This window comes from Bradyrhizobium sp. CCBAU 45389 (assembly GCF_028128625.1).
GTDB lineage: Bacteria > Pseudomonadota > Alphaproteobacteria > Rhizobiales > Xanthobacteraceae > Bradyrhizobium > Bradyrhizobium liaoningense_B.
In genome coordinates this window covers 1-25074 of the sequence record NZ_LBIY01000083.1, presented here as the reverse complement: position 1 = coordinate 25074, position 25074 = coordinate 1, and the positions used below count along the sequence as shown (strand labels likewise).

Genomic DNA, 25074 nt, shown 5'->3' with positions numbered 1-25074 from the left:
CCTGACCGGGCCGAGGTGCTGACGAAATCTTCAGGCGCCGTCAGCGTCGATGACGGCCTTGGCGAAGGCCTGCGGGGCTTCCTGCGGCAAGTTGTGGCCGATGCCGCCGGTGATCAGGCGAAAGTCGTAGCGGCCGGAGAACTTCTTGGCATAGGCGCTGGGCTCGGGATGCGGCGCGCCGTTGGCGTCGCCTTCCATCGTGATCGTCGGCACGCTGATGACGGGAGCTGCCGCGAGCTTCTTTTCGAGCTCCTCATACTTCGGCTCGCCCTGGGCAAGCCCGAGCCGCCAGCGGTAATTGTGGATCGTGATCGCGACGTGATCCTTGTTGTCCAGCGCCGACGCGCTACGGGCGAAGGTGGCGTCGTCGAATCTCCATTGCGGCGAGGCCAGCTTCCAGATCAGTTTTGCGAAATCGTGCGTGTACTTCTCGTAGCCGGCGCGGCCGCGCTCGGTCGCGAAATAGAACTGGTACCACCATTGCAACTCGGCCGATGGCGGCAACGGGGCGCCGCCGGCGGCCTGGCTGGAGATCAGATAGCCGCTGACCGACACCAGTGCGCGGCAGCGATCCGGCCACAGCGCCGCGATGATGTCGGCGGTGCGCGCGCCCCAATCGAAGCCGGCGATGACCGCCTTCTTGATGTCGAGCTTGTCCATCAGCGCGATGATGTCGACCGCCAATGCGGCGGGCTCGCCGTTGCGCGGCGTTTCGCTGGAGAGGAACTGCGTCGTGCCGTAGCCGCGCAAATAAGGAATGATCACGCGATAGCCGGCCTTGGCGAGGATCGGTGCGACATCGACGAAAGCGTGGATGTCGTAGGGCCAGCCGTGCAGCAGGATCGCCACCGGACCATTCGATGGGCCTGCCTCCGCATAGCCGACATTGAGGACACCGGCCTCGATCTGCTTGATCGCGCCGAAGGACGCATTCGATGCGGAGGCGCGCGGCGCTTCCGTCTCGGCGCGGGCGAGATCGATCACGCCGAGACCGACGGCGACGGTTCCCGCGGCGGCGCCAAGAAACGTGCGGCGATGCTTGTCGATGAGCTGCTTCATGTGTTGCTATCTCGTTGATGGTTGGTAATGGCGTCAGATCAGCGCGACCGCGACGTCGATGTTGCCGCGGACGGCCTTGGAGTAGGGGCAGGTCTGGTGCGCCTCATCGACGATGTCGCGCGCGACCTCGCGATCGAGGCCCGGCAGGCTGACATTGAGTCGCGCCCGGAGGGCGTAAGCGCCTTCATCGAGAAGAAGATCGATTTCCGCATCGATCGCGCTTTTTCTCGGAAGCACGATCTTGCGCTTGCGCGCCGCGATCTCCATCGCGCCTTCGAAGCAGGCCGACCAACCGGCCGCGAACAATTGCTCGGGATTGGTGCCGATGCCGACACTGCCCGGCGACGACAATTTGACATCCAGGCGACCATCGGAGCTGCGGGACATGCCGTCCTGTCGCCCGCCGCTGGTGCGGGTCCTGGCCGTGTACAGCAACTTTGCCGCTTGGGTCATGAAAGGTCTCCTTGCCGTCGCGCAACTGACTACCAGCCGCCTCGGCAGGATACCCGTTGGGACTTGTGAGATGTTGTGAGGCCGGCAGGGAACCCGGTCAGGAGGCCTGCAAACGCGGTCTGATGCCGATGCAAGGCCGGTCTTGCCGGATCGGCGCCCGCTGGCTATCCGGTCTTCCAAATGAGCAAGATTTCGCGATGACTGAACCGGACGCGGCCGCGGCAACGACACTGTCGTTCGGGCCATTCACCGTGAGGCCGCATGAGAGGCTCGTGATGCGCGACGGCATCGCGCTGCCGATGGGCGCCAAGAGCTTCGATACGCTGATCGCACTGATGGCGCGGCCGAACGAGGTCGTCAGCAAGTGGGAGCTGATGGCGCGGGTCTGGCCCGGCATGGCCGTCGAGGAGGCCAACTTACGCTTTCACATCGCGGCGCTTCGCAAGGTCCTCGGCGACGGCAAGGACGGCGCCCGCTACATCACCACGCTCTCGGGCCGCGGCTATTGCTTCGTGGCGCCGATCTCGCAAACGGAGATTGCAGCGAAGCCGCGTTCCGTACCACGGATGGGGCTGCCGCCGGTAAAGCTGCCGAACCGGCTGCAACGCATGGTCGGACGCGACGATGCGGTCGCCGCCATCTCGGACAAGCTCACCACCGCCCGCTTCGTCACGATCGCCGGCCCGGGCGGCGTCGGCAAGACCGCCGTTGCCGTGGCGATCGCTCACGACCTGCTTGAGACGTTCTCCGACGCCGCACACTTTGTCGATCTTGCCGCGCTGAGCGATCCCGATCTCGTGATCACGTCGATCCTGCTGATGCTGGGTCTACCGGCCGAGGCCGACGATCCCCTGCCCGCGCTGCTCGCGCACCTCAGGGACAAGCGGATGCTGCTGATCCTCGACAATTGCGAGCACGTCATCGCCGCGGCGGCGCCGCTGGCCGCGGAAATCTTCCACGCCGCGCCACATGTCCATATCCTCGCAACCAGCCGCGAAGCCCTGCGCGTCGAGGGCGAGCAGGTCTATCGACTGGCGCCGCTCGCCGTTCCGCCGGACAGTGCCGGGTTGACTGCGGCGGCCGCGCAGACCTATCCCGCGCTTCAGCTCTTCATCGAACGGGCGACCGCCGGCGGCGCGCAGATCGCGCTCGACGACGGCAATGCCGCGATCGTCGCCGGTATCTGCCGCAAGCTCGACGGCATGGCCCTGGCGATCGAGCTCGCCGCAGGCCGGGTCGAGGCCTACGGGCTGGAGCAGACGGCGGCGCTGCTCGACGAGCGCCTCAATCTGCTCTGGCAGGGTCAGCGCACCGCGCCGCCGCGGCAGAAGACGTTGCAGGCCACGCTGGACTGGAGCTACGGGCTCCTGTCCGGCATCGAGCGCCTCGTGCTGCGCAGGCTCGCGGTCTTCGCCGGGCATTTCACCATCGACGCCGCGCTCGAGGTCGTACCGGACGAACACGTCGACCGCGCCCGGCTGTTCGACGCCATCGACAGCCTCGTCGCCAAATCGATGGTCGCGCCGCGACCGGTCGGCGCCATGATGCGTTATCGTCTGCTCGACACGACGCGCGCCTATCTGTTCGAGAGCGAGCCATGCGACGCGGCGCTCTCGGCCCGCCACGCGACCTACTACCGGCGATGGCTGGAGCAGGCCGGCACGATATGGGAGACGGTGCCGAGCGCCGACGAACGTGCCATCCATTTTTCAGCGCTGCACAATGTGCGCGCCGCGCTGGATTGGTGCTTCGGCGCAAACGGCGATGCGGGCATCGGCATTGCACTCGCCGCGGCGGCAGCTCCGATCTTTCTCGCGATGTCGCTGCTGATCGAATGCCGGCGCTGGTCGGAACGGGCGTTGCTTGCAATCGATGCATCCTCGCGCGGCAGCGCAGAGGAGATGCACATCCAGGCCGCCCTCGGCCTGACCTTGATGTTCACGCGCGGCGGCAGTGAGGCAGCGCGCACGGCCTTGAGCCGGGGCCTCGCGATCGCAGAGGCGCGCGGCGATGCGCCGAACCAGCTTCAGCTGCTCGGCCGGATGCACATCTTCCACGAGCGGATGGGACAGTTCGACGCCGCGCTTGGTTACGCGCGGCAGAGCCTCACGGTTGCCGAGACGCTGGGCGACGCCGCATCCATCGCCCTCGCCCATTCCCTCCTGGGCGTCTCGCTGCATCTGGCCGGTGAGCATCGTGACGCGCTGAACATGCTGCAGGCTGCCTGGCAGGGGCCTGGCACGGAGCGGATCAGCACGGTCAACGGTTTCGATCATCGCAACCGGGCCGGCATCTCGCTGGCCCGGGAGCTCTGGTTGCAGGGCCAGCCTGCGGATGCGCGGCAGTTGGCGCGGCAGACGGTCACCGAAGCCGCGCAGATGGACCATCCGATCACGCTCTGCATTGCGCTGATCTGGGCGGTTTCGATCGATCTCTGGAGCGGAGAGCTCGACGATGCGGAAGAGAACATCGACCGCTTCATCGCGCATGCCGAGTCGCGCTCGATGGGGCCCTATCTCGCGGTCGGCCGGGGCGTCAAAGGCGAGCTGGCGATCCGGCGCGGCGACGACGCCGGCGGCGTCGAGACGATAATGGCCAGCCTGCGCGAGCTCCACGATGCCGGTTACGAGCTGCTCACCACGACGTTCAACATCGCGCTGGTGCAGGGGCTTCTGGCGCTCGGGCAGATCGAGCAGAGCGCGCACCTGATCGACGACGCGATCCGCCTCGTCGAACAAAGCGGCGATCATCTCTACATGCCCGAGTTGCTGCGGATGAAGGCCAGAGTTCTGTTGTCGCTGCCGGAGTCCAAGGCTGAGCAAGCAGAAGCCCACTTCATGCAGTCACTGGATTTGAGCCGCCGCAAGAGCGCAAAAGCCTGGGAACTGCGGGCCGCGATCGATCTTGCCGAATTTCTCGCGGAGCGCGATCGGTGCGAGGAAGCGACACGATTGCTTCAAGCGGCTCTTGATGGCTTTGCTGAAGGTTCCGATACGGCGGATCTTAGGGTCGCCAACGAACTGCTACGGACATTGTCAACTCCGTTATCCTGAGGTGCGAGTGGCGCGATGCAAAGCATTGCGCCGAGAGCCTCGAAGGATGACGGAGCGAGGCTACCCCGTCGGCGTGCCCTGCTTCCACTGGCCGCCGGCGATCTTCGCGGCCGCAATCACCGCCTGGGTACGGCTCTCGACCCCGAGCTTTTGCAGGATCGCCGAGACATGCGCCTTGATGGTGGCTTCGGAGACGCCGAGCTCGTAGGCGATCTGCTTGTTGAGGAGGCCCTCGGACAGCATCATCAGGACCCGGACCTGCTGCGGGGTCAGCGTCACTAGGCGGTCGCGCAGGCGCGTCATGTCGGGGTCGGCGGCGGCGGACAGGTCGGTGTCGGCGGGAACCCAGACGTCGCCTTCCATCACCTTGAGAATGGCATCGCGCAGCGTCTCGACGCCGAACCGCTTGGGGATGAACCCGGAGGCGCCGAAATCAAGCGAGCGGCGGATCGTGGCGCTGTCGTCAGAGGCCGAGACGATCACCACCGGGACCGCCGGATATTGCGCGCGCAGATAGATCAGGCCGGAGAAGCCGGAGATCCCGGGCATCGAGAGGTCGAGCAGGATCAGGTCGACGTCGGAGGTCTGTTCGAGGAGCTTGGTCAGATCCTCGAACGATCCGGCCTCGTCGATCCTGGCCGAGGTCAGGACGCTCGCCACAGCCTGCCGCAGCGCGTCGCGGAACAGGGGATGGTCATCGGCAATGACGAGATGGGTCGAGGGAGCGTTCATCGTTCTCTTGCTATCGTTCGCAACCGGCCGGCGAGTCGATGCCGCGGCAGGTCAATTCTTCCCTGCCCGGCCGTGGCATGCAAGTGCCCATTATCCCTTTGCTGCAAAGGGGTTAATCCACAAGCCTTCGCTGCCGTGCCGGCGCCCGATACCGGGCAGTCAGGTGCGCGTCAGTGCGCAAGGCCGAAAGTCGTATTGGGGCGGGTTTCACGCCGATGTTACCTTGCGGGCAAGACCTGGGTCGATCCGGCACATCCGGACACCCGGGGCGCGAGGAAACGCATTTCGGGGAGCGACCCAATATGTCGACAATGGCTGTGTCTCAAGCAGGCGCGGGAGGGATGACGAAGGACGAACGTTTCGTCATTCTCGCCTCCTCGCTCGGTACCGTCTTCGAGTGGTACGATTTTTACCTCTACGGTTCGCTCGCCTCGATCATCGGCGTGCAGTTCTTCTCGGATTATCCGCCGGCCACACGCGACATCTTCGCGCTGCTGGCATTCGCCGCCGGCTTCCTGGTGCGTCCGTTCGGCGCGATCGTGTTCGGCCGCATCGGCGACATCGTCGGCCGCAAGTACACCTTCCTCGTCACCATCCTGATCATGGGTCTGTCGACCTTCATCGTCGGCCTGCTGCCCAACGCGGCCACCATCGGTATCGCGGCCCCAATCATCCTGATCGCGCTGCGCCTCGCCCAGGGCCTGGCGCTCGGCGGCGAGTATGGCGGTGCGGCGACCTATGTCGCGGAGCACGCGCCGAACGGCAAGCGCGGCTACTACACCTCCTTCATCCAGACCACGGCGACGCTCGGCCTGTTCCTGTCGCTGCTGGTGATCCTGTTCACCCGCACCGCGACCGGCGAAGCCGATTTCGCGAAGTGGGGCTGGCGCATCCCGTTCCTGGTGTCGGTGCTGCTGCTCGGCATCTCGGTCTGGATCCGGCTGCGCCTCAATGAATCGCCGATCTTCCAGAAGATGAAGGACGAAGGAAAGAGCTCGAAGGCGCCGCTGACGGAAGCCTTCGGCAACTGGCAGAACGGCAAGCTCGTGCTGCTCGCGCTGCTCGGCGGCGTGATGGGCCAGGGCGTGGTCTGGTACACCGGCCAGTTCTATGCGCTGTTCTTCCTGCAATCGATCCTGAAGGTCGACGGCTACACCGCCAACCTGCTGATCGCCTGGTCGCTGCTGCTCGGCACCGGCTTCTTCATCGTGTTCGGTGTGCTGTCCGACAAGATCGGCCGCAAGCCGATCATCCTCGGCGGCTGCCTGATCGCGGCACTGACCTTCTTCCCGATCTTCAAGATGATCACCACCAACGCCAACCCGGCGCTGGAAAAGGCCATCGAGCAGACCAAGGTCGAGGTGGTGGCGGATCCCGCGGGCTGCGGCGACCTGTTCAACCCGGTCGGCACCCGCGTCTTCACCGCGCCTTGCGACACCGCGCGCGCCTACCTGTCGCAGTCGTCGGTCAAGTACTCGACCACGTCGGCCCCGGCCGGCTCCGGCGTGAAGGTGGTCGTCAACGGCAAGGAAGTTCCGTACGCGAACGCCAAGGACAGCAACCCGGCCGTCCTCGCCGCGGTGCAGGCAGCCGGCTATCCCAAGGTCGGCGATGCGGGCATCGTGAAGATGGCCCATCCGTTCGACATCTTCCGTCCGCAGGTGGCCGCGACCATCGGGCTGCTGTTCATCCTGGTGATCTTCGTCACCATGGTCTACGGCCCGATCGCCGCGATGCTGGTCGAACTGTTCCCGACCCGCATCCGCTACACCTCGATGTCGCTGCCCTACCACATCGGCAACGGCTGGTTCGGCGGCCTGCTGCCGGCGACCGCCTTCGCCATCGTGGCTTCGACGGGCGATATCTATGCGGGCCTTTGGTACCCGGTTACGTTCGCGGCTATCACCGTTGTGATCGGCTTCTTCTTCCTGCCCGAGACCAAGGACGTCGACATCAAGGCGACCTGATCGGAAGCCAGCGAACCCAAACGACACGAATCGGCCGCGGTCTCCGCGGCCGGTTTTGTTTTGTCCCTACTGATGGCTGCCGATGAATTGCAGCACCACCTCGCGCCGGTGCGGGCGGGCGCGGTGCTCGATCAGGTAGATCGCCTGCCAGGTGCCGAGCGCAAGCCTGCCGTTCAGGACCGGGACCTGCAGCGAGGTCTGCGTCAGCATGGTCTTGACGTGCGCGGGCATGTCGTCCGGTCCCTCGGTATCATGCGTCCACCCCGCATTCTCCGGCGCGAGCCGGGACAGCGCGGTGGTGAGATCGACGAGCACGGAAGGATCGGCGTTCTCCTGGATCGTCAGCGACGCCGAGGTGTGGCGAACGAACAGCGTCAATGCGCCCTCGCCTGCGCGCGCCTCGGCGATGAATTTTGCGGCTTCGCTGGTGAGGTCGGTGAAGCCGCGACCCGGCGTCTGCACGGTCAGCAGCGACGAGGAGATGGTGGCGGCTTGCACCGTCGACGGCGCCGAGCGGGTTACGGATTTGGCTGATGTCATAGAGGGTCTCGACTAATCGAACACTGCCGTAAGGGAGGCAAAGGCGCAAAGCGCCGTGCCCACGTCTTCTTTTCATCGTTGTAGAAACATGGTGGGCACGGCGTAAGAACGCCTTTGCCCACCCTACGGCACCTCAACGCATGGATCGCGCGAAGGGCCTCAAATCTTGCCCGACACGTCCTTTTGCACCCGGTTGGCCATGTCGATCAGCCTCCGCCAGGCCTTTTCCAGGAACGACATCACGCGATCGAGGTCCTGATCGCTCGGCAGCGGGATCTCGATCTTGCGATCGCCTTCGGCGACCTTCGGCTCCGCCTTCTTCAGCGGGTCGGATTTCGGCAGCGCTTCCTCGATCTTGCCCGACACGGTCGGCCCGGCCGCGAGCTGTCCCTTCAGCTTCTCGACCTCGGCCTGGAGCCGGCCGATCTCGGCGTCGAACGCGGCGCGCTCGTCGGGCACCGCATAGCAGGCCCAGCCGGTGCCGTTCCTGGTGCAGGTCGACATCGTTCCTGTGCGGGTGTCGAGCCGCAGCACCCCCTCGGGGATCGGCGTCATGGTGTAGCGGCCGTTTTCGCTGTCCGGCGCCGATTGCGCGGCCACCAGGTTGCCACTGACGACCATCGCAGCGACGAACGACGCCGCGAGCCATGATGCTGTGGATGACGTCACTGGTCTCATCGCGCTCTCCGCCACCACGGGCAGGTGGCACGTCCGCAATTCTACACCGCGGCGCGGCGATCTGCCGCCAAAAACACCCGCTCGGAATCAACGATCCCGCCAGTCCGTTTGATCCCGACAGCGCGGCGAAATGGCGACCGCATCCACCGATCCTGAGGACAGCTGCTGCGGTGCGGCGTCACGCTGTGTGCAGCGCTGCCGCGCGCGGCAATATCATAAGGAAAATCAAATACATAATAGAAAGCGACGCAATCGTGACTTGGCTTGACTTGATTATGGGCCATCAGTATGGTCCGCGCGGCTTTTGAGGGTGGCGGGCGTAATTTCCATTCAGCCGGTGCGTTTCGGGTCTTCGTTGCATGACACAGGGCACGGGACACGGCGAGAATGGAGATCGCGATAGATCGCCCGAGGAAGCTGCGCTTTCCGATCGGCTCGGAAATCTTGATCAGCGGTTGTCCGAACTTCGCGACCGCCGCACCAAGACCGAGCAACCCGCAGGTAACGGTGAGGACAGAGCGGCCAGAGCCTCGGCGATGGCGCTTGGTTTTCGGTTATCCTCCGAGTTGGTCGCCGGTGTCGCTGTCGGGGCGGGGATTGGCTGGGGGTTCGACCGCTTGCTGTCGACGTCGCCTTTCGGGTTTATCGTGTTCCTGCTGCTGGGCTTCGTGGCCGGCGTGGTGAATGTGGTGAGATCGGCGGGCGCGGGTCAAAACAGGCGCGGTGGTTCGTAAGGCGATCCACACAGGAGAGGAATGATCGTGCCGGCCTTGCCGGTACGGGCCGGCCCGGCCGGCAGACCGAGACCCGCCGGCATTGCCCGGCAGACCAAGAGATGCCGCGCCGATGAAAATCGATCCGATCCACCAGTTCAACATCGAGCCTCTCTTCACGATCGGCCATATCGGCAATCACACGATCGCCTTCACCAATTCATCGCTCTACATGCTGGTGGCAGTTGCGATCATCTCGCTCCTGATGCTCGCCAGCGGCACGCAGCTGATTCCCGGGCGTCTGCAGTCGGTCGCCGAGATCTCCTACGAGTTCGTTGCCTCGACCATCCGTTCGACGGCCGGTGCGGAAGGCATGAAGTTCTTCCCGCTGATCTTCTCGCTGTTCATGTTCATCTGCGTCTCGAACCTGGTCGGCATCATCCCCTACACCTTTACGGTCTCGAGCCACCTGATCGTCACCGTAGGACTGGCGCTGCTGGTCTTCTTCACCGTGCTGATCTACGGCGTCGCCAAGAACGGCCTGAAATTCTTCTCGATTTTCGTTCCTCACGGCGTCCCGGGCTACATCCTGCCGCTGGTCATGTTCATCGAGATCCTGTCGTTCTTCCTGCGGCCGGTCTCGCACAGCATTCGTCTGTTCGCCAACATGCTGGCCGGCCACATCGCGCTGAAGGTGTTCGCGGGCTTCGTCGCCATGCTCGGCTTCTCGCTCGGCGCCATCGGCTGGGTCGGCGGCGTGCTGCCGCTGGCGCTCACGGTCGCGCTGTACGCCCTCGAGATTCTGGTCGCGTTCCTGCAAGCCTATGTGTTTGCGATCCTGACCTGCATCTACCTCAACGACGCCATTCATCCGGGACACTGAGCGGTCCGGGGAATTTCCACCCACAACCCAATCTTTCTTCCAAGGAGTCTAAAATGGATCCGGCAGCAGCAAAACTTATCGGCGCGGGCATCGCGTGCATCGGCATGGGCGGTGCGGGCGTCGGCGTGGGCGTGATCTTCGGCAACTACCTCGCCGCAGCCGTCCGCAATCCGTCGGCCGCTCAGGGCCAGTTCGGCAACCTGATCTTCGGCTTCGCCGTGACCGAAGCGCTCGGCATCTTCTCGCTGCTGATCGCGCTGCTTCTGCTGTTCGTTTTCTAAAGAACGACTTCTTTCGCGCCGCTTCATCCGAAGCGGCGCGTGACAGCAACAGGAGTACTCCATGGCCGAGAGTCATGGCGGGGCAAAAGGACCGGCGGCGGGCGCCCACACCGAAGCCGATGGCGGTCATCACAGCGGCGGGTTTCCGCCGTTCGAGAGCAGCACCTTCGCTTCACAGCTGGTGTCGCTCGCGATCTTCTTCGTCCTGCTTTATGTGATCGTGTCCAAGCTCGCTCTGCCGAAGGTCGGCGGTGCGATCGAGGCGCGCCAGAACAAGATCGAGGGCGACCTCACCGAGGCGCAGGCGCTGAAGGACCAGTCCGAGGCGGCGCTGAAGGCCTATGAAGGCGAGCTCGCTTCGGCGCGTTCGCGCGCGCAGGCGATCGGCAACGAATCCCGCGACAAGGCGAATGCGCAGGCGGAAGCCGAGCGCAAGACGCTGGAAGAGCAGCTGGCGGCCAAGCTCGCCGAGGCGGAGAAGACCATCGCCTCGACCCGCACGACCGCCATGACCAACGTCCGCGGCATCGCGGCCGATGCAGCAGGCCAGATCGTGCAGCAGCTCACCGGCGTCGTTCCGGATGCGGCGTCGGTCAATGCCGCCGTTGATGCGTCCTTGAAGGGTTAGTCGAGATGTTCTTCGATCCTGAAACCTGGGTCGCCGTCGCCTTCGTGATCCTGATGGTCGTGTTCGGCTATCTCGGGGTCTTCAAGTCGGCGATGACCGCGCTCGATCATCGCGCCGAGCGCATCAAGGCCGAGCTCGACGACGCCGCGCGCCTCAAGCAGGAGGCGGCCAAGGTGCTCGCCGACTACAAAGCGCGCAGTGCCACCGCCGAGCGCGAGGCTGCCGACATCATCGCCAACGCCAAGGCCGAAGCCGAGCGCATCGCGGCCGACGCCAAGGCGAAGATGGAAGACTTCGTCGCCCGCCGCACCAAGACCGCGGAGAGCAAGATCGCGCTCGCCGAGGCCCAGGCGCTGGCCGATGTCCGCGCCGCAGCCGCGGAAGCCGCCGTCCAGGCCGCCTCCACGATCCTGTCGCAGTCGGTCAAGGGCCAGGTCGCCGACGACCTGCTCGCCAAGGGCATCAACGAGGTTCGGCAGAAGCTGAACTGAGGGCCTTGCCTTCATCAATCAAAAAGCCGGCGCGCGAGCGCCGGCTTTTTTGTTGGTCCGAGAGCGTTTCCGCAACGCGCCTCACTCGTAGTCCACCTTCATCAGATACAACCCGTCCGGCGGAGCGACGATGCCGCAGGCGGTGCGGTTGCGAGCGGCAAGCGCTGCGGAGAGATCGTCCGCGGTCCAGCGGCCCTCGCCGACCCAGACCAGCGATCCCACCATCGAGCGCACCTGGCTGTGCAGGAACGAGCGCGCCGAGGTGATGACGGTGATCTCGCGGCCGTCGCGGATGACGTCGAGCTGGTCGAGCGTCTTCTCCGGCGATTTGGCCTGGCACTCGGTGTCGCGGAAGGTGGTGAAATCGTGCTTGCCGAGCAGGCGCTGCGCCGCCGCGTGCATCGCCTCGGCATCGAGCCGGCGCGGCACGCGCCAGGCATGGCCGACGTCGAGCGCGAGATTGGCGCGGGTGTTGACGACGCGGTAGCGGTAGTGGCGCTTGAGCGCCGAGAAGCGCGCCTCGAACGTATCAGGCACGATCTCGGCCTCGAGCACCGCGATCGGATGCGGGCGCAGATGCGCATTGAGCCCGTCGCGAAAGCGGCCGGGCGGAAACTGCTTCTCGACGTCGACATGCGCGACCTGGCCGCGGGCATGCACGCCGGCATCGGTGCGGCCGGCGCCATGCACCCGCAAATCCGCGCCGGTCATCGCCTTCACCGCCGCTTCCAGCGCACCCTGCACCGACGGCAGCGTGTCCTGCACCTGCCAGCCGAAGAACGGCGCGCCGTCATATTCGATGGTGAGCTTGTAGCGGGGCATCAGGCCAGCCGCATCGGCGGCTTCACAGGCACGCCGCGCAGGAAGTCCGCGGCCTGCATCCGGCCCTTGCCCTCGCGCTGAAGCTCGATGATGCGAATGGCATCCTCGCCGCAGGCGATCGTGAGCTGCTCATCCAGCACCGCGCCGGGCTCGCCCGATCCTTTCGCCAGCTCGCAGCGCAGGATCTTGACGCGCGCATTCTCAAGCTCGGCCCAGGCGCCGGGAAACGGCGACAGGCCGTGAATGTGGCGCAGCACCGCGCGCGCGGGCTTGCTCCAGTCGATCCGGGCCTCGGCCTTGTCGATCTTGGCGGCATAGGTGACGCCGTCCTCGCTCTGCTTTTTGAGCTGGAGCCCGCCGCGATCGAGCGCAGCCATGGCGCGCACCATCAGATCCGCGCCAAGGCGCGAGAGGCGATCGTGCAGATCGACCGCGGTCATATTGTCCGTGATCGGAAGGCGCTCGGCCATGGCGACGTCGCCGGTGTCGAGGCCGACATCCACCTTCATCACCATGACGCCGCTCTCGGCGTCGCCCGCCATGATCGCGCGATTGATGGGCGCGGCGCCGCGCCAGCGCGGCAGCAGCGAAGCGTGCAGATTGTAGCAGCCGAGTTTTGGCGCATCGAGGATCGCCTGCGGCAGGATCATGCCGTAGGCGACGACCACGGCTGCATCCGCATCGAATGCGCGAAACTCTTCCAGCGCTTCCGGCGTCTTCAGCGTTTTTGGTGTCAGCACGGGAACGCCGAGTTTTCGCGCGGCTTCCTCGACCGGCGTCGGCTGCAACTGCAGGCCGCGCCGCCCGCCCGGCTTCGGCGCGCGGGTGTAGACGGCCACGATCTCGTGGCCGTGCGAGACCAGCTCCAGGAGCGTCGGCACGGAGAAATCGGGCGTGCCCATGAAGATGAGGCGGAGGGGCATCGACGGAGAACCCTACTCGCCCGCGCGCTTGGCGGCTTTCTCGAACTTCTTCATCACGCGGTCGCGCTTGAGCTTCGACAGATAGTCGACGAACAGCACGCCATTGAGATGGTCGATCTCATGCTGGATGCAGGTGGCATAGAGGCCTTCGGCGTCCTCTTCGTGCACCTTGCCGTCGAGATCGGTGAAGCGCACGCGCACCTTCGCGGGACGTTCGACCTCCTCGTAATATTCGGGGATCGAGAGGCAGCCTTCCTCGTAGACCGAGAGCTCTTCGGAGGAAGCCAGGATCTCGGGATTGATGAACACGCGCGGCTCGTGCTTGGTCTCGCCGCTCTCGTCGCGCTTGGCGAGGTCCATGGTGATCAGCCGCAGTGGCTGCGCGACCTGGATCGCGGCGAGGCCAATGCCAGGCGCGTCGTACATGGTCTCGAACATGTCGTCGGCAAGCTTGCGGATCTCCGAGGTGACCTTCTCGATCGGCTTGGAGACCAGGCGCAGCTGCTTGTCGGGCAGGATGATGATTTCTCGTAGGGCCATGGCCGCGATTTAAGCCCCATGCCGGATGCGGTCAATGCGGTGAGGAACCCCGTTAACCCTCCGCTAACCATAAAACTTCAGGTTTTGTTAACCATAAAAATTAGGGGGCGGTTAACCGCCAACGTTCCCTCTTCGTTCGCGTCAGACTGCGAATCGGTTAGAAGGGCTTGCATGAACGAGATCATTTTCATGCTCGGCGACTGGCCGGTGCGCACCATCGACGCGCTGATCGGCTTCGGCGCGGTTGTCCTCATCCTGTTGGTTGTGATCGCCGTCGTCATCGCCCGCTCGGGGCAGCGCGGCGCGGAACTCGCCATGGCGCACGCGATCCGGGCCGACGAGCTCGAGGAACGCCTCGCCCAAGTGCTGCGCGCCCAGAGCGAGGCCTCGGGGCGGGTCGACGCCATGACCCAGGCGCTGGCCGGCCGGCAGGCCGAGATGGCCCGGGCCGTCAACGAGCGGCTGGACTCGGTCACCCACCGCGTCGGCCAGTCCATGGAACATTCGACCCGCAACACCATGGAGAGCCTGCGCGCCCTGCACGAGCGGCTCGGCATCATCGACAGCGCGCACAAGAACCTCACCGACCTCACAACGCAGGTGACGACCCTGCGCGACGTGCTCGCCAACAAGCAGTCGCGCGGCGCCTTCGGCCAGGCGCGGATGGAGGCGATCGTCCAGGACGGTCTTCCCAAAGGCTCCTACGAGTTCCAATTCACGCTATCGACGGGCAAAAGGCCCGACTGCGTCGTGTTCCTGCCCGACCAACGCCCGCTCTGCATCGATGCCAAATTCCCGCTGGAGGCGATGACGGCGCTGCACGACGCCCACACCGACGAGGAGCGGCGCATTGCCACGCAGCGGCTGCGCGGCGACGTGATGAAGCATGTCAGCGACATCGCCGAAAAATACCTCGTCACCGGCGAGACCCAGGAGATGGCGCTGATGTTCGTGCCGTCGGAATCGGTCTACGCGGAGATCCATGACGGCTTCGACGATGTGATCCAGAAAGCCTATCGCGCCCGCGTCGTGCTGGTGTCGCCCTCGCTCTTGATGCTCGCGATCCAGGTGATGCAGCAGATCATGAAGGACGCGCGCATGCGCGATGCCGCCGACCAGATCCAGACCGAGGTGATCAAGCTCGGCGACGATCTCGGCCGCCTGCGCGACCGCGTGGTCAAACTGCAGAAGCATTTTTCGGACGCGAACGAGGACGTCCGCCAGATCCTGATCTCCGCCGACAAGATCGAGAAGCGCGCAGGCCGGATCGAGGAGCTCGATTTCAGCAAGACCGACGCGCCGGAAGGGCCGAGGCTGGTGGCGACGGCCGCGCCGGAACTGTTTCCGCGGAAGCTCCAGGCGGGGGAGTGATTCTCGTCCCAGATCGGATACGCTGCCGCCCCAATTTCGCTGTCGTCGCCCGGCTTGACCGGGCGACCCAGTATCCCAGAGGCGGCAGATGGGTGGACGCAGCTACTACGTCTACATTCTCGCCAGCAAAATCGGTGGCACGCTCTACGTTGGGGTGACGAGCGATCTCATCCGCCGCGTGGCACAGCACAAATTACAGTTGGTCGAAAGCTTCACGAAAGAATACGGCGTCGTGAAGCTGGTCTATTTCGAACAGTTCGACGATCCCGAGAATGCAATCAAGCGGGAGAAGCGGCTCAAGAAATGGAAGCGCGGCTGGAAGATCGCGCTGATCGAGAAGGATAATCCTGATTGGAACGACCTCTATCCAGGGATCGCGGGCCCCCCATAACTCCGGCCTCTGGAATACTGGGTCGCCCGGTCAAGCCGGGCGACGACAGCTCACTTGTAGTGCCAGAATCTGCTAACACCACCCCATGACCGCTCCCGACGCGACCTCCTCCGCCGTGACCGCCGCCCCCGCGACCTCCTGGCGCGAGAGCCTTGCCGTCTACCTGCAGCCGCGGGTGCTGATCGTGCTGTTCCTCGGCTTCTCCTCGGGGCTGCCGCTGGCGCTGTCGGGTTCGACGCTGCTGGTGTGGATGCGCGAGGCCGGGGTTGATCTCAAGACCATCGGTCTGTTCGCGCTGGTCGGCACGCCCTACACGCTGAAGTTCCTGTGGGCGCCGCTGGTGGATGCGCTGCATGTGCCGCTGTTCACCCGCGCCTTCGGGCGGCGGCGCGGCTGGCTGGTGTTCTCGCAATTGCTGCTGATCGTCTCGATCGTGCTGCTGGCGCTGACCGACCCCGCACGCTCGCCGTTCTACGTTGCGCTCGGCGCGCTGCTGGTGGCGACGACGTCGTCGACGCAGGACATCGTGGTCGATGCCTTCCGCGTTGAGAGCCTGGCCGAGAGCGAGCAGGCCGCCGGCATGGCGGCCTACGTCGCAGCCTATCGCATCGGCATGCTGGTCTCGACCGCGGGTGCGCTGTTCATCGTCTCCGGTTTCGAGGGCACCGGCATTCCGCGCCAATCAGCCTGGATGTGGGGCTATGTGGTGATGGCGGCGATGGTGCTGATCGGGACGATCACGGCGCTGGTCGCGACCGAGCCCGAACAATCGATGCGGGCCGAGGCCGCGACGCAAGAAGAGAGCGCGTTCACGCGCGTGCTGCATGCGGCGATCGGCGCGTTCTCGGAATTTCTGTCGCGCAAGGACGCACTCGCCGCACTTTCCTTCGTGGTGCTGTTCAAGTTCACCGACGCCTTCTCGGGCACGATGACGGCGCCGTTCGTGATCGACCTCGGCTTCACCCGCAACGACTATGCGGCGATCGTGAAGGGCGTGGGCCTTGCCGCAACGCTGATCGGCGGCTTTGCCGGCGGGTTCGTCGCGCGGCGCTATTCGCTGGCGACATCGCTCTGGATCGGCGGCGTGGTGCAGGCGCTCGCCAATCTGTCCTTCTCCTGGCTCGCCGTGGTCGGCACCAATCAATGGGCGCTGGCGCTCGCCATCTGCGCCGAGAACTTCACCAGCGCCATCGGCACCGTGATCTTCGTCGCCTATCTCTCGGCGCTGTGCCAGAATCCGCTGCACACGGCGACGCAATACGCGCTGCTCACCGCGCTTGCGGCGGTGGGGCGGACGTATCTCTCGTCAGGCGCCGGATACGTCGCGGAAACGACGGGCTGGGCGCTGTTCTTCGTGATCTGCGTGCTGGTGGCGATCCCGAGCCTGGTGCTGCTGGCCTGGCTGCAGAGGCGCGGGCACTTTGAGGCGCTGGGGCCGGTGAGGGTGTGACGCTGCCGTAGGGTGGGTTACGCCTTCGGCTAACCCACCCTACTCACCTCGGGCGCCCTTACTGCTTCTTGATCAGGCTCCACTTCGTGATCACGGCCTCGCTCATCTGGCCGGGATCGCTGGCGCAGGCGACCTCGTCGACCTTGACCGAGATCTCCTTGCCGACGAACGACTTCAGCTGCGCGGCCTGCGCGTCGCTGGAGGTGACGAGCTGGAACGTCTCGGGGCCGGTCTCGAGATTGCACAGCCCGCTCGGCGGCGGCAGGCGACGCGGCTCGGAGGTGATCTGGTAGGTCGCGATCCGCTTCCCGGCGTTCTTGACGTCGCGCACCTTCATTGCGTTCAGCTCGCCCGAGAGCACGTCGCCGGTGTTGATCGGCTTGCCGGGCTTGGACGGCGGCGGCGCCGTATCGTCCTGCTGCGCGGAGATGGCCGGGGTCACCAGCAGCATCATCGTCGCGGCCAAGGCCAAGCGTGTGGCGAAAAGTTTCGTCATATCGTCCGTTCCGTAAGTTCTGGATAGCTAGAACAGAGTCCGCTGCCGCATAGCGGCCGATAGCGTCCCCTCGTCGAGATAATCAAGCTCGCCACCGACCGGCACACCATGCGCTAACCGGGTTACTTTTACGTTGGCGTCCTGAAGCAGGTCGGTGATGTAATGCGCCGTGGTCTGGCCGTCGACGGTGGCATTCAGCGCCAGGATGATTTCGTGCACTTCCGGTGCATGCGCACGCGCCACCAGTGCGTCGATGGTGAGGTCCTGCGGGCCCACGCCGTCGAGCGGCGACAATGTCGCGCCCAACACATGATAGCGGCCTTGCGTCGCATTGGCCCGCTCCAGCGCCCAGAGATCTGCGACGTCGGCGACAACGACGATGATGGCGGGATCACGCTTCGGATCGGTGCAGACCGTGCAGGGATTTTGCGTGTCGATGTTGCCGCAGGTCTTGCAGACCTGGACCTTGTCCAGTGCGACCTGCAACGCGGACGACAGCGGCATCATCAGCGCTTCGCGCTTCTTGATCAAGTGCAGCGCCGCGCGCCGCGCGGAGCGCGGACCGAGGCCCGGCAGCCGCGCGAGAAGCTGGACCAGCCGCTCGATCTCGGGACCTGCAACCGCGCCCATGTTACTGGCCGAACAGCCCCGGCGGCAGGCCAAGCCCGCCGGTGAGCGACTGCATCTTGTCCTGCACCGCCGTCTCCGCCTTGCGGCGGGCATCGCCGAGCGCGGTGACGAGCAGGTCTTCCAGCACCTCGCGCTCCTCCGGCTTCATCAGCGAGGGATCGATCTTGATGCCCTTGACGTCCATCTTGGCGGTCATGCGCACGGCGACGAGACCACCGCCGGAGATGCCTTCAACCTCCACATTGGCGAGTTGCTCCTGCATCTCCTGCATCTTGGATTGCAGTTGCGCCGCCTGCTTCATCATGCCGAGAAAATCAGCCATCGGTGTGTATCCTTGGAAAGGTCGGCTCAGAGATCGTCGTCGCCGTCGGAACCGTCGGGCGGATCGTCACTGCCGTAGTCCGCATTAATATTGGATTCCGGCGCCTCGGGGGCAAGCCTGCGGACCTCGACGACCTTCGATCCGGGGAAGCGCGACAGCACCTCCTGCACGCGCGGATCGGCCTCGGCGGTACGCGCATGCTCCTGCTTGGCGGCCTGGTTCACCGAGCGCAGCGTCGGCTGGCCCGCTTCGTTCGAGACGATCACGGTCCAGCGCCGGCCGGTCCATAGCTCGAATTTTTTCGCAAGCTCCGAGATCATGGTCTTGGAGGCGTTCGGCTCGAGCGCGACCTCGAGCCGGCCCTCCTCGAAACGGACGAGGCGCATGTCGCCCTCGAGCGCGCTCTTGGTCATGATGTCGCGCTTCTGCCCGGCGAGCGCGACGAGCTGGGTGAAGCTCGTGATGCGCAGCTGGGGCGCGGCGCCTTGCGGATCCGGCGCGGGCGCCGCCATCTGCGGACGGGCAGCGCCGCCGAACCCGGTCGGCGACGATGTCGGCATACGAACGGGCGCGGCTGACGCGACCGGCGCCGCGGAGGCCATCGGTGAGGCCGGCGCATTGCTGCGCGCAGCACCGCCGCCGTTCACCACCGGCGAGCCGCCGCCGCCGTTCTGCTCCAGCATCCTGATCGCTTCGTCCGGCGTCGGCAGGTCGGCGACATAGGCGATGCGCACCAGCACCATCTCGGCGGCCGCGGCGGGGCGCGTCGCGGCCTGCACCTCGGTGATGCCCTTGAGCAGCATCTGCCACATCCGCGACAGCACGCGCATCGAGATCTTCGAGGCGAAGTCCTTCGCGCGCACACGCTCGGTCTCGCCATAGGCGACATTGTCGGCGGTCGCCGGCACGATCTTCACGCGGGTGACGAAATTGACGAATTCGGCGAGGTCGGAGAGCACGACGATCGGATCGGCGCCGACATCGTACTGGTCGCGGAACTCCTTGAAGGCGCTCGCGATATCGCCGCGCGCCAGCGAATCGAAGAGGTCGATGACGCGGGTGCGGTCGGCAAGGCCCAGCATCTGCCTGACGGCGTCCGCCTTCACCTGCCCCGCCGCATGCGCGATCGCCTGGTCGAGCAGCGACAGAGAGTCGCGCACCGAGCCCTCCGCGGCGCGCGCGATGATGCCGAGTGCTTCGGGCTCGATCTCGACGCTTTCCTTGGTCGCGATATTGGCGAGATGCTTCATCAGCACATCGGCCTCGACGCGGCGGAGATCAAAACGCTGGCAGCGCGACAGCACGGTGACCGGAACCTTGCGGATCTCGGTCGTCGCGAACACGAACTTGGCGTGCTCCGGCGGCTCCTCCAGCGTCTTCAGGAAGGCGTTGAACGCCGCCGTCGACAGCATGTGGACTTCGTCGATGATGTAGACCTTGTAGCGGGCGCTGGCCGGCGCATAGCGCACGCTGTCATTGATCTGGCGGACGTCGTCGACGCCGGTGTGCGAGGCCGCGTCCATCTCCAGCACGTCCATGTGCCGGCTTTCCATGATCGCCTGGCAATGCACGCCCAAGGTCGGCATGTGGATGGTCGGCCCCTTCACCGAGCCGTCCGGCATCTCATAGTTGAGCGCCCGGGCAAGGATGCGCGCAGTGGTGGTCTTGCCGACGCCGCGGACGCCGGTGAGGATCCAGGCCTGCGGAATGCGGCCGGTCTCGAACGCATTGGAGACGGTGCGGACCACGGCCTCCTGGCCGATCAGGTCGTCGAAGCTGGAGGGACGGTATTTCCGCGCCAGGACCCGGTAAGGCGCATTGCCGGCCGGGCCGGCGCTATCAGGATTGGGAGGGGCGCCAGCGTCGGTCATCGGTCGATCCGCAATGAAATCTCTCTCGGCCGGCTTTTGCGGAAAGGAGCGCGCTGGCGGGGGGCCCGCCGGCGCAATTCGCTCGGAAAAACAGGTAGGAGACTGACGAGCGACCCGATCCGGACCTCGTTAGGGCTGCTTCCTTCCGGACCTGACCCGGTTGGCGAGTGGCTCGTCCACCGCCAATCTCCCGGTCCCTATTTGGGGCCAAAGGGAGCGGAAAGCAAGCGGGTATCGGCGCGAACGGATCGAGTTTGCCCAGCATCCGGGCAATCCCGGGCCTGCCCAGCCGTTAGGCTGTGCTTTCACTGCTGGCGCCGCCTTGGTAAGAACGCGGCCGGAACTCCATCCAACCAGAAAAGCGATTGATCCCAATGGTTACACGTCGTGATGTTGCATCGATTGTCGGACTTGGCGCTGTGACCGCGGCCTCGCTGGCCGCGCCGGCCGTGGCCCAGACCGCCGATCCGAACGAATCGACCTTCGCCCGCATCCGTCGGACCAAGAAGATGCGGATCGGCGCGGTCGGCGGCGGCGCGCCCTACTACATGAAGGATCTCGCCACCGGCCAGTGGAAGGGCTTCTACATCGACATTGCCAAGGGGCTTGCCGACGACATGGAGGCCGAGCTCGAGATCACCGAGACCACCTGGGGCAATTCGGTGCTCGACCTACAGTCCAACAAGATCGACATCTTCTTCGGTCTCAACCCGACGCCGAAGCGCGCGCTGGTGATCGACTTCTCGGTGCCGGTCTTCAACAACGCCTTCGGTATCCTCTGCAAGAAGGACTTCAAGCCGAAGAGCTGGGCCGAACTGAACTCGCCCGACATCAAGATCGCGGTCGACCAGGGCTCCTCGCACGACCAGGTCGTCAGCCGCCTGACGCCGAAGGCGCAGATCACGCGCCTGAAGACCGCAGACGATGCCACCGCCGCGCTGCAGACCGGCCGCGTCGATGCGCAGTGCCTCATCACCATGCTTTCGCTCACCGTGCTGAAGAAGAACCCGTCGCTCGGCCAGTTCGTGCTGCCGACGCCGATCTTCGCGACGACGTCGAACGCCGGCTTCCGCCGCGAGGCCGACAAGACCTGGCGCGACTACGTCAACACCTGGATCGACTTCAACAAGGGCCTCGGCTTCATCCGCAACGCCATCATCACGAATATGGAGCTGGTGGGCGTGACCGAGGCGGACATTCCGCCGGGTGTGTCGCTGTAAGAGCAACGCCGTCATTCCGGGGCGATGCGCAGCATCGAACCCGGAATCTCGAGATTCCGGGTTCGCCCTTCGGGCGCCCCGGAATGACAGTACGAGGCGTACGACGAGTTTAGACGCGCATGTATCAGTGGGACTTCGGCATCCTCTGGAGCTATCGCTGGCTCTTTCTCAACGGGCTCGGCGTCACCGTCGGCTTCACCGTGATCATCGTCGTTTGCGGGCTGCTGTTCGGCCTGCTCGGCGCATTCGGCAGCCTGTCGCGCTTGCGGGCGCTGCGGCTGACCGCGCTGGCCTTCATCGAGGCGTTCCGCTGCACGCCGATCCTGGTGCAGCTGATCTGGTTCTATTACGCCCTGCCGATCCTGGCCGGCGTCGAGATGACGCCGATCACGGCATCCGCGCTGGCGCTCTCGCTCTATGGCGGCTCGTTCTATTCCGAGATCATCCGCGGCGGCATCGTCTCGATCGACAGCGGCCAGTCGGAAGCCGGCGCCGCGCTCGGCATGACGCCGAGCCAGGCCATGCGGCGCATCGTGCTGCCGCAGGCGATCAAGCGCATGATCCCGGCGCTGATGAATCAGTCGATCATCCAGTTCAAGAACACCTCGCTGGTCTCGGTGCTCGCCGTGCCCGACCTGGTCTATCAGAGCCAGGTCGCGGCCCATGACAGCTACCGGCCGCTGGAGACCTACACTGCGGTTGCCCTCGCCTATGCGGCGATCCTGATCCCGCTCACCATCATCGTCCGCCGCGGCGAGAAGCGACTGGCGGTGAGCGAATGAGCGACACGTCAAAGAATACCTCGAAGATCGAGATCCGTGGCCTGCGCAAGAGTTTTGGCAGCAACGAGGTCCTGAAGAACATCAATCTCGACGTCGCCAAGGGCGGCGTCGTCGCGCTGATCGGGCCGTCGGGCTCCGGCAAATCGACGCTGCTCCGCTGCATCAATCTCCTGGTCGTGCCCGACGGCGGCAGCGTCCGCGTCGGCGACACAAGCTTTGTGTTCGGCGAGGGCGCAAAGCTTCCCGATGTGAAGACGCTGGCAAAGTTCCGTGCGACCACCGGCATGGTGTTCCAGCATTTCAATCTGTTCCCGCACATGACGACGCTTCAGAACGTCATGGAGGGACCGGTCACGGTGCGGCGCATGGCCAAGGCCGACGCCGAGAAACTCGCGCGGGCACAGCTTGCAAAAGTGGGCCTTGCCGAGAAGGCCGACCAGTATCCGGCAACGCTCTCCGGCGGCCAGAAGCAGCGCGTCGCGATCGCGCGCGCGCTCGCCATGGAGCCTGACGTCATGCTGTTCGACGAGGCCACCTCCGCGCTCGATCCGGAGCTCGTCGGCGAGGTGCTGAACGTGATGCAGCGCCTCGCCTCCGAAGGCATGACCATGGTGATCGTGACCCATGAGATCGCCTTTGCCCGCGAGGTCGCCGATCGCCTGATCTTCATGCGCGACGGCGTGGTGGTCGAGGAAGGCCCGGCGCGGCAGGTGATCGATAATCCCCAGGAAGCCGCCACACGCGCCTTCCTCAGCCATTTCCACCGCACCGGCGCCTTGCCGCCGGCCAACGCAACACCCTGATGTCCAATATCGATCGCGCCTATCTCGTCACCGGCGCCGCCAGCGGCATCGGCCGCGCCACCGCAAAATTGCTCGCCGCCCCCGGCGTCGCACTGCTGCTGCACACCCGCTCCAACGCCGAAGGTCTCGACGCCACCGCCGCTGAAGTCCAGGCAAAAGGCGCTGTGGTGGCAAAGTGTCTCGGCGATCTCGCCGAGGAAGCGGCGGTCACCGACGCCATCGCCGCGACGCAAGCCGCATTCGGCCGACTCGATGGACTGGTCCTCGTCGGCGGGCATGCCCGCCGCGGTAGCGCCATCGGCACGCCCGCCGATCAATTCCGACAAGCGATGGACGAATCCGCGCTGGCTTTTGCGCGCCTCGTCAACGCCGCGCTGCCACTGTTGCGGACCGGGCAAGATGCCCGGATCGTCGCAGTGTCGTCCTTTGTCGCGCATGCGATCCGGCCCGAATTCGCGCCCTTCGCAGCGACCGCCGCGAGCCGCTCCGCGCTCGAAGCGCTGGTACGCCTCACCGCGATGGAGCTTGCGAAAGACGGCATCACCGTCAACGCGGTTTCACCCGGCCTGATCGTCAAGGACAAGCCGAGCGAAAGTCGGCTCTCGCCCGAGCAGATCGCCGCAACCGAAGCACTGATCCCGATGCGCCGTCGCGGGCGGCCGGAGGAAGTCGCCGAAATCATCGCCTTCCTGGCGTCACCGAAGGCGTCCTACGTCACCGGCCAGGTCTGGCACGTCAATGGAGGCCTGACATGACCGAAGCAACCGTCGAGCGCATCAGGCTGTTCCTGATCGAAAGCCCGATCAAGATGGCGCGCCTGCAGGGCGTCGGCAACGTCAAGGGTACCGTGAAGCGCGTGCTGATCGAGCTCACCTCCAGCGATGGCATGGTTGGCTGGGGCGAGGCGGCTCCGTGGGAGGTCTTTACGGGAACGCCTGAAGCTGCGTTCTCGGCGCTCGATATCTATCTGCGTCCCATCGTGCTCGGCAAATCCGTGCGCCGCATCCGAGCGCTGATGGCCGAGCTCGACCGCGCGCTGGTCGGACATGCCGAGGCTAAGGTTGGCATCGAGATGGCGCTGCTCGACATCGTCGGCAAATCGTCAGGACTGTCGGTCGCCGACCTGCTCGGCGGCCGCGTGCGCGACACGATCCCGCTGTCCTTCTCGATCGCCGATCCCGATTTCGCCGCCGACCTCGAGCGCATGCGCAAGATGGTTCCCGAAGGGAACGTCATCTACAAGGTCAAGACCGGCGTAAAACCGCATCGCGAGGACCTCGACCATCTCGAGGCGATCCGAAAGGAATTCGGCGACAAGGTCGATCTGCGCGTCGACTACAACCAGGCGCTGGCGCCGTTCGGCGCCATCAAGATCCTGCGCGACGTCGAAGAGTTCGCGCCGACCTTCATCGAGCAGCCGGTGCCGCGGAAATATCTCGACGTGATGGCGCAGCTCACCGCGGCGCTGGAGACCCCCGTGCTCGCCGACGAAAGCTGCTTCGACCGCCGCGACATGATGGAGGTGGTGCGCCGCGAGGCGGCCGATGCGGTCTCGATCAAGCTGATGAAAGCCGGTGGCCTGTTCGAAGCGCAGGCGATCATGGCGATCGCCGACATCGCCGGCCTGCCCGGCTATGGCGGCACGCTGTGGGAGGGCGGCATTGGCCTTGCCGCCGGCACGCAGCTGATCGCGGCCACGCCGGGCATCTCGCTCGGCTGCGAATTCTACATGCCGCATCATGTGCTGACCGAGGACGTCCTGGAAGAGCGCGTCGCCAACCGCGCGGGCCATGTCGTGGTCCCCGATGGCCCCGGCCTCGGCATTCGCGTGAGCGAAGCCTCCGTCCGCGCCAATGCGCGGGTGCTGGCGGAGGCGTAAGAGGACGCTGCAAATTCGCTGTCGTCCCGGCGAAGGCCGGGAGGTGGATTCACACTCGAAGTGCAACACTTGGGAGAAGGCCTCTGCCGGGGTCCT

At 65.3% G+C, this 25074-nt stretch carries 28 protein-coding genes and 1 other RNA gene; 15 read left to right on the top strand and 14 right to left on the bottom strand.

Features of this window, described 5'->3' with window-relative positions; genetic code table 11:
- Positions 1 to 30: 30 nt before the first annotated feature.
- Both XH79_RS13940 and XH79_RS13935 read right to left on the bottom strand, forming a co-directional pair.
- Entirely contained in the window at positions 31 to 1059 is a 1029-nt protein-coding gene (locus XH79_RS13940) for an alpha/beta fold hydrolase (protein ID WP_271582036.1), read from the bottom strand.
- Between the two features lie 33 nt (positions 1060 to 1092).
- Positions 1093 to 1512, bottom strand: coding sequence for an organic hydroperoxide resistance protein (locus tag XH79_RS13935; RefSeq protein ID WP_271582035.1), 420 nt, complete (start codon positions 1510 to 1512; stop codon positions 1093 to 1095).
- A gap of 197 nt (positions 1513 to 1709) precedes the next feature.
- On the opposite strand from XH79_RS13935, the gene XH79_RS13930 reads away from it, so the two are divergent.
- The gene (locus XH79_RS13930) at positions 1710 to 4565 is read left to right on the top strand and encodes an ATP-binding protein (protein ID WP_271582034.1); all 2856 of its coding nucleotides are present in this window, start codon (positions 1710 to 1712) and stop codon (positions 4563 to 4565) included.
- Positions 4566 to 4625: 60 nt separating this feature from the next.
- On the opposite strand, the gene XH79_RS13925 is transcribed toward XH79_RS13930, so the two are convergent.
- Complete coding sequence (locus XH79_RS13925) at positions 4626 to 5297, bottom strand: response regulator (protein WP_018643430.1); 672 nt, start codon at positions 5295 to 5297, stop codon at positions 4626 to 4628.
- Positions 5298 to 5638: 341 nt separating this feature from the next.
- Here XH79_RS13925 and XH79_RS13920 point away from each other — a divergent pair, with 341 nt between their 5' ends.
- A complete protein-coding gene (locus XH79_RS13920) occupies positions 5639 to 7264 on the top strand; it encodes an MFS transporter (RefSeq protein WP_271582033.1) in 1626 nt (541 codons plus the stop codon).
- A 66-nt stretch (positions 7265 to 7330) separates the two neighbouring features.
- Here the strand turns inward: XH79_RS13920 and XH79_RS13915 are convergent, their stop codons facing one another.
- The 3 genes from XH79_RS13915 to XH79_RS13905 form a co-directional block, all read right to left on the bottom strand.
- Complete coding sequence (locus tag XH79_RS13915) at positions 7331 to 7804, bottom strand: secondary thiamine-phosphate synthase enzyme YjbQ (protein WP_271582032.1); 474 nt, start codon at positions 7802 to 7804, stop codon at positions 7331 to 7333.
- Between the two features lie 159 nt (positions 7805 to 7963).
- Complete coding sequence (locus XH79_RS13910; protein WP_271582031.1) at positions 7964 to 8482, bottom strand: hypothetical protein; 519 nt, start codon at positions 8480 to 8482, stop codon at positions 7964 to 7966.
- A gap of 41 nt (positions 8483 to 8523) precedes the next feature.
- Positions 8524 to 8766 carry a hypothetical protein gene (locus XH79_RS13905; protein WP_271582030.1) on the bottom strand — a complete coding sequence of 81 codons (243 nt, stop codon included), beginning with the start codon at positions 8764 to 8766 and terminating at the stop codon, positions 8524 to 8526.
- A 75-nt stretch (positions 8767 to 8841) separates the two neighbouring features.
- Between XH79_RS13905 and XH79_RS13900 the strand changes: the two genes are divergently transcribed.
- The 5 genes from XH79_RS13900 (at position 8842) to gspM (ending at position 11478) form a co-directional block, all read left to right on the top strand.
- Positions 8842 to 9216 carry an AtpZ/AtpI family protein gene (locus XH79_RS13900; protein WP_212342402.1) on the top strand — a complete coding sequence of 125 codons (375 nt, stop codon included), beginning with the start codon at positions 8842 to 8844 and terminating at the stop codon, positions 9214 to 9216.
- Between the two features lie 112 nt (positions 9217 to 9328).
- Positions 9329 to 10078 carry a F0F1 ATP synthase subunit A gene (locus XH79_RS13895; RefSeq protein WP_212342403.1) on the top strand — a complete coding sequence of 250 codons (750 nt, stop codon included), beginning with the start codon at positions 9329 to 9331 and terminating at the stop codon, positions 10076 to 10078.
- Positions 10079 to 10131: 53 nt separating this feature from the next.
- A complete protein-coding gene (locus XH79_RS13890) occupies positions 10132 to 10359 on the top strand; it encodes a F0F1 ATP synthase subunit C (RefSeq protein WP_018643436.1) in 228 nt (75 codons plus the stop codon).
- Between the two features lie 61 nt (positions 10360 to 10420).
- Positions 10421 to 10987 carry a F0F1 ATP synthase subunit B family protein gene (locus tag XH79_RS13885; protein WP_212342404.1) on the top strand — a complete coding sequence of 189 codons (567 nt, stop codon included), beginning with the start codon at positions 10421 to 10423 and terminating at the stop codon, positions 10985 to 10987.
- Positions 10988 to 10992: 5 nt separating this feature from the next.
- Positions 10993 to 11478 carry a type II secretion system protein GspM gene (gspM, locus tag XH79_RS13880; protein WP_212342405.1) on the top strand — a complete coding sequence of 162 codons (486 nt, stop codon included), beginning with the start codon at positions 10993 to 10995 and terminating at the stop codon, positions 11476 to 11478.
- An 81-nt stretch (positions 11479 to 11559) separates the two neighbouring features.
- On the opposite strand, the gene truA is transcribed toward gspM, so the two are convergent.
- The 3 genes from truA to def are packed head-to-tail and all read right to left on the bottom strand — an operon-like array spanning position 11560 to position 13763.
- Positions 11560 to 12300, bottom strand: a complete 741-nt coding sequence (truA, locus tag XH79_RS13875) for a tRNA pseudouridine(38-40) synthase TruA (RefSeq protein ID WP_212342407.1) — start codon at positions 12298 to 12300, stop codon at positions 11560 to 11562.
- Positions 12300 to 13223 carry a methionyl-tRNA formyltransferase gene (gene fmt / locus XH79_RS13870; RefSeq protein WP_271582029.1) on the bottom strand — a complete coding sequence of 308 codons (924 nt, stop codon included), beginning with the start codon at positions 13221 to 13223 and terminating at the stop codon, positions 12300 to 12302. The genes truA and fmt overlap by 1 nt, the downstream gene beginning before the upstream one ends.
- 12 nt (positions 13224 to 13235) lie before the next feature.
- Positions 13236 to 13763: a peptide deformylase gene (def, locus tag XH79_RS13865; RefSeq protein ID WP_080133421.1), complete on the bottom strand. Its 528-nt coding sequence runs from the start codon at positions 13761 to 13763 to the stop codon at positions 13236 to 13238.
- A gap of 171 nt (positions 13764 to 13934) precedes the next feature.
- Between def and XH79_RS13860 the strand changes: the two genes are divergently transcribed.
- From XH79_RS13860 to XH79_RS13850, 3 genes are all read left to right on the top strand, one after another.
- Positions 13935 to 15134, top strand: a complete 1200-nt coding sequence (locus XH79_RS13860) for a DNA recombination protein RmuC (RefSeq protein WP_271582028.1) — start codon at positions 13935 to 13937, stop codon at positions 15132 to 15134.
- A gap of 88 nt (positions 15135 to 15222) precedes the next feature.
- Complete coding sequence (locus XH79_RS13855; protein ID WP_271582027.1) at positions 15223 to 15525, top strand: GIY-YIG nuclease family protein; 303 nt, start codon at positions 15223 to 15225, stop codon at positions 15523 to 15525.
- Between the two features lie 85 nt (positions 15526 to 15610).
- Positions 15611 to 16975, top strand: a complete 1365-nt coding sequence (locus tag XH79_RS13850; protein WP_271582026.1) for an AmpG family muropeptide MFS transporter — start codon at positions 15611 to 15613, stop codon at positions 16973 to 16975.
- A gap of 58 nt (positions 16976 to 17033) precedes the next feature.
- Here XH79_RS13850 and XH79_RS13845 read toward each other — a convergent pair whose 3' ends face one another.
- The 5 genes from XH79_RS13845 to ffs form a co-directional block, all read right to left on the bottom strand.
- Positions 17034 to 17471 carry a hypothetical protein gene (locus XH79_RS13845; protein WP_212342414.1) on the bottom strand — a complete coding sequence of 146 codons (438 nt, stop codon included), beginning with the start codon at positions 17469 to 17471 and terminating at the stop codon, positions 17034 to 17036.
- 27 nt (positions 17472 to 17498) lie between these two features.
- The gene (gene recR, locus XH79_RS13840) at positions 17499 to 18101 is read right to left on the bottom strand and encodes a recombination mediator RecR (protein WP_018643446.1); all 603 of its coding nucleotides are present in this window, start codon (positions 18099 to 18101) and stop codon (positions 17499 to 17501) included.
- A 1-nt stretch (position 18102) separates the two neighbouring features.
- Positions 18103 to 18423, bottom strand: coding sequence for a YbaB/EbfC family nucleoid-associated protein (locus tag XH79_RS13835; RefSeq protein ID WP_211412300.1), 321 nt, complete (start codon positions 18421 to 18423; stop codon positions 18103 to 18105).
- A 26-nt stretch (positions 18424 to 18449) separates the two neighbouring features.
- On the bottom strand, positions 18450 to 20294 hold the full coding sequence (locus tag XH79_RS13830; protein ID WP_271582025.1) for a DNA polymerase III subunit gamma/tau: 1845 nt from the start codon (positions 20292 to 20294) through the stop codon (positions 18450 to 18452).
- A gap of 94 nt (positions 20295 to 20388) precedes the next feature.
- Positions 20389 to 20485, bottom strand: an RNA gene (gene ffs / locus XH79_RS13825) — signal recognition particle sRNA small type.
- A 183-nt stretch (positions 20486 to 20668) separates the two neighbouring features.
- Between ffs and XH79_RS13820 the strand changes: the two genes are divergently transcribed.
- From XH79_RS13820 to XH79_RS13800, 5 genes are all read left to right on the top strand, one after another.
- Positions 20669 to 21514, top strand: a complete 846-nt coding sequence (locus XH79_RS13820) for a transporter substrate-binding domain-containing protein (RefSeq protein WP_271582024.1) — start codon at positions 20669 to 20671, stop codon at positions 21512 to 21514.
- Between the two features lie 119 nt (positions 21515 to 21633).
- Positions 21634 to 22296, top strand: coding sequence for an amino acid ABC transporter permease (locus XH79_RS13815; RefSeq protein WP_271582023.1), 663 nt, complete (start codon positions 21634 to 21636; stop codon positions 22294 to 22296).
- Complete coding sequence (locus XH79_RS13810; protein ID WP_271582022.1) at positions 22293 to 23099, top strand: amino acid ABC transporter ATP-binding protein; 807 nt, start codon at positions 22293 to 22295, stop codon at positions 23097 to 23099. Before XH79_RS13815 ends, XH79_RS13810 begins: the two co-directional genes overlap by 4 nt.
- A complete protein-coding gene (locus tag XH79_RS13805; RefSeq protein ID WP_271582021.1) occupies positions 23099 to 23854 on the top strand; it encodes an SDR family NAD(P)-dependent oxidoreductase in 756 nt (251 codons plus the stop codon). Before XH79_RS13810 ends, XH79_RS13805 begins: the two co-directional genes overlap by 1 nt.
- The gene (locus tag XH79_RS13800) at positions 23851 to 24978 is read left to right on the top strand and encodes a muconate cycloisomerase family protein (RefSeq protein ID WP_271582020.1); all 1128 of its coding nucleotides are present in this window, start codon (positions 23851 to 23853) and stop codon (positions 24976 to 24978) included. Before XH79_RS13805 ends, XH79_RS13800 begins: the two co-directional genes overlap by 4 nt.
- Positions 24979 to 25074 lie beyond the last annotated feature (96 nt).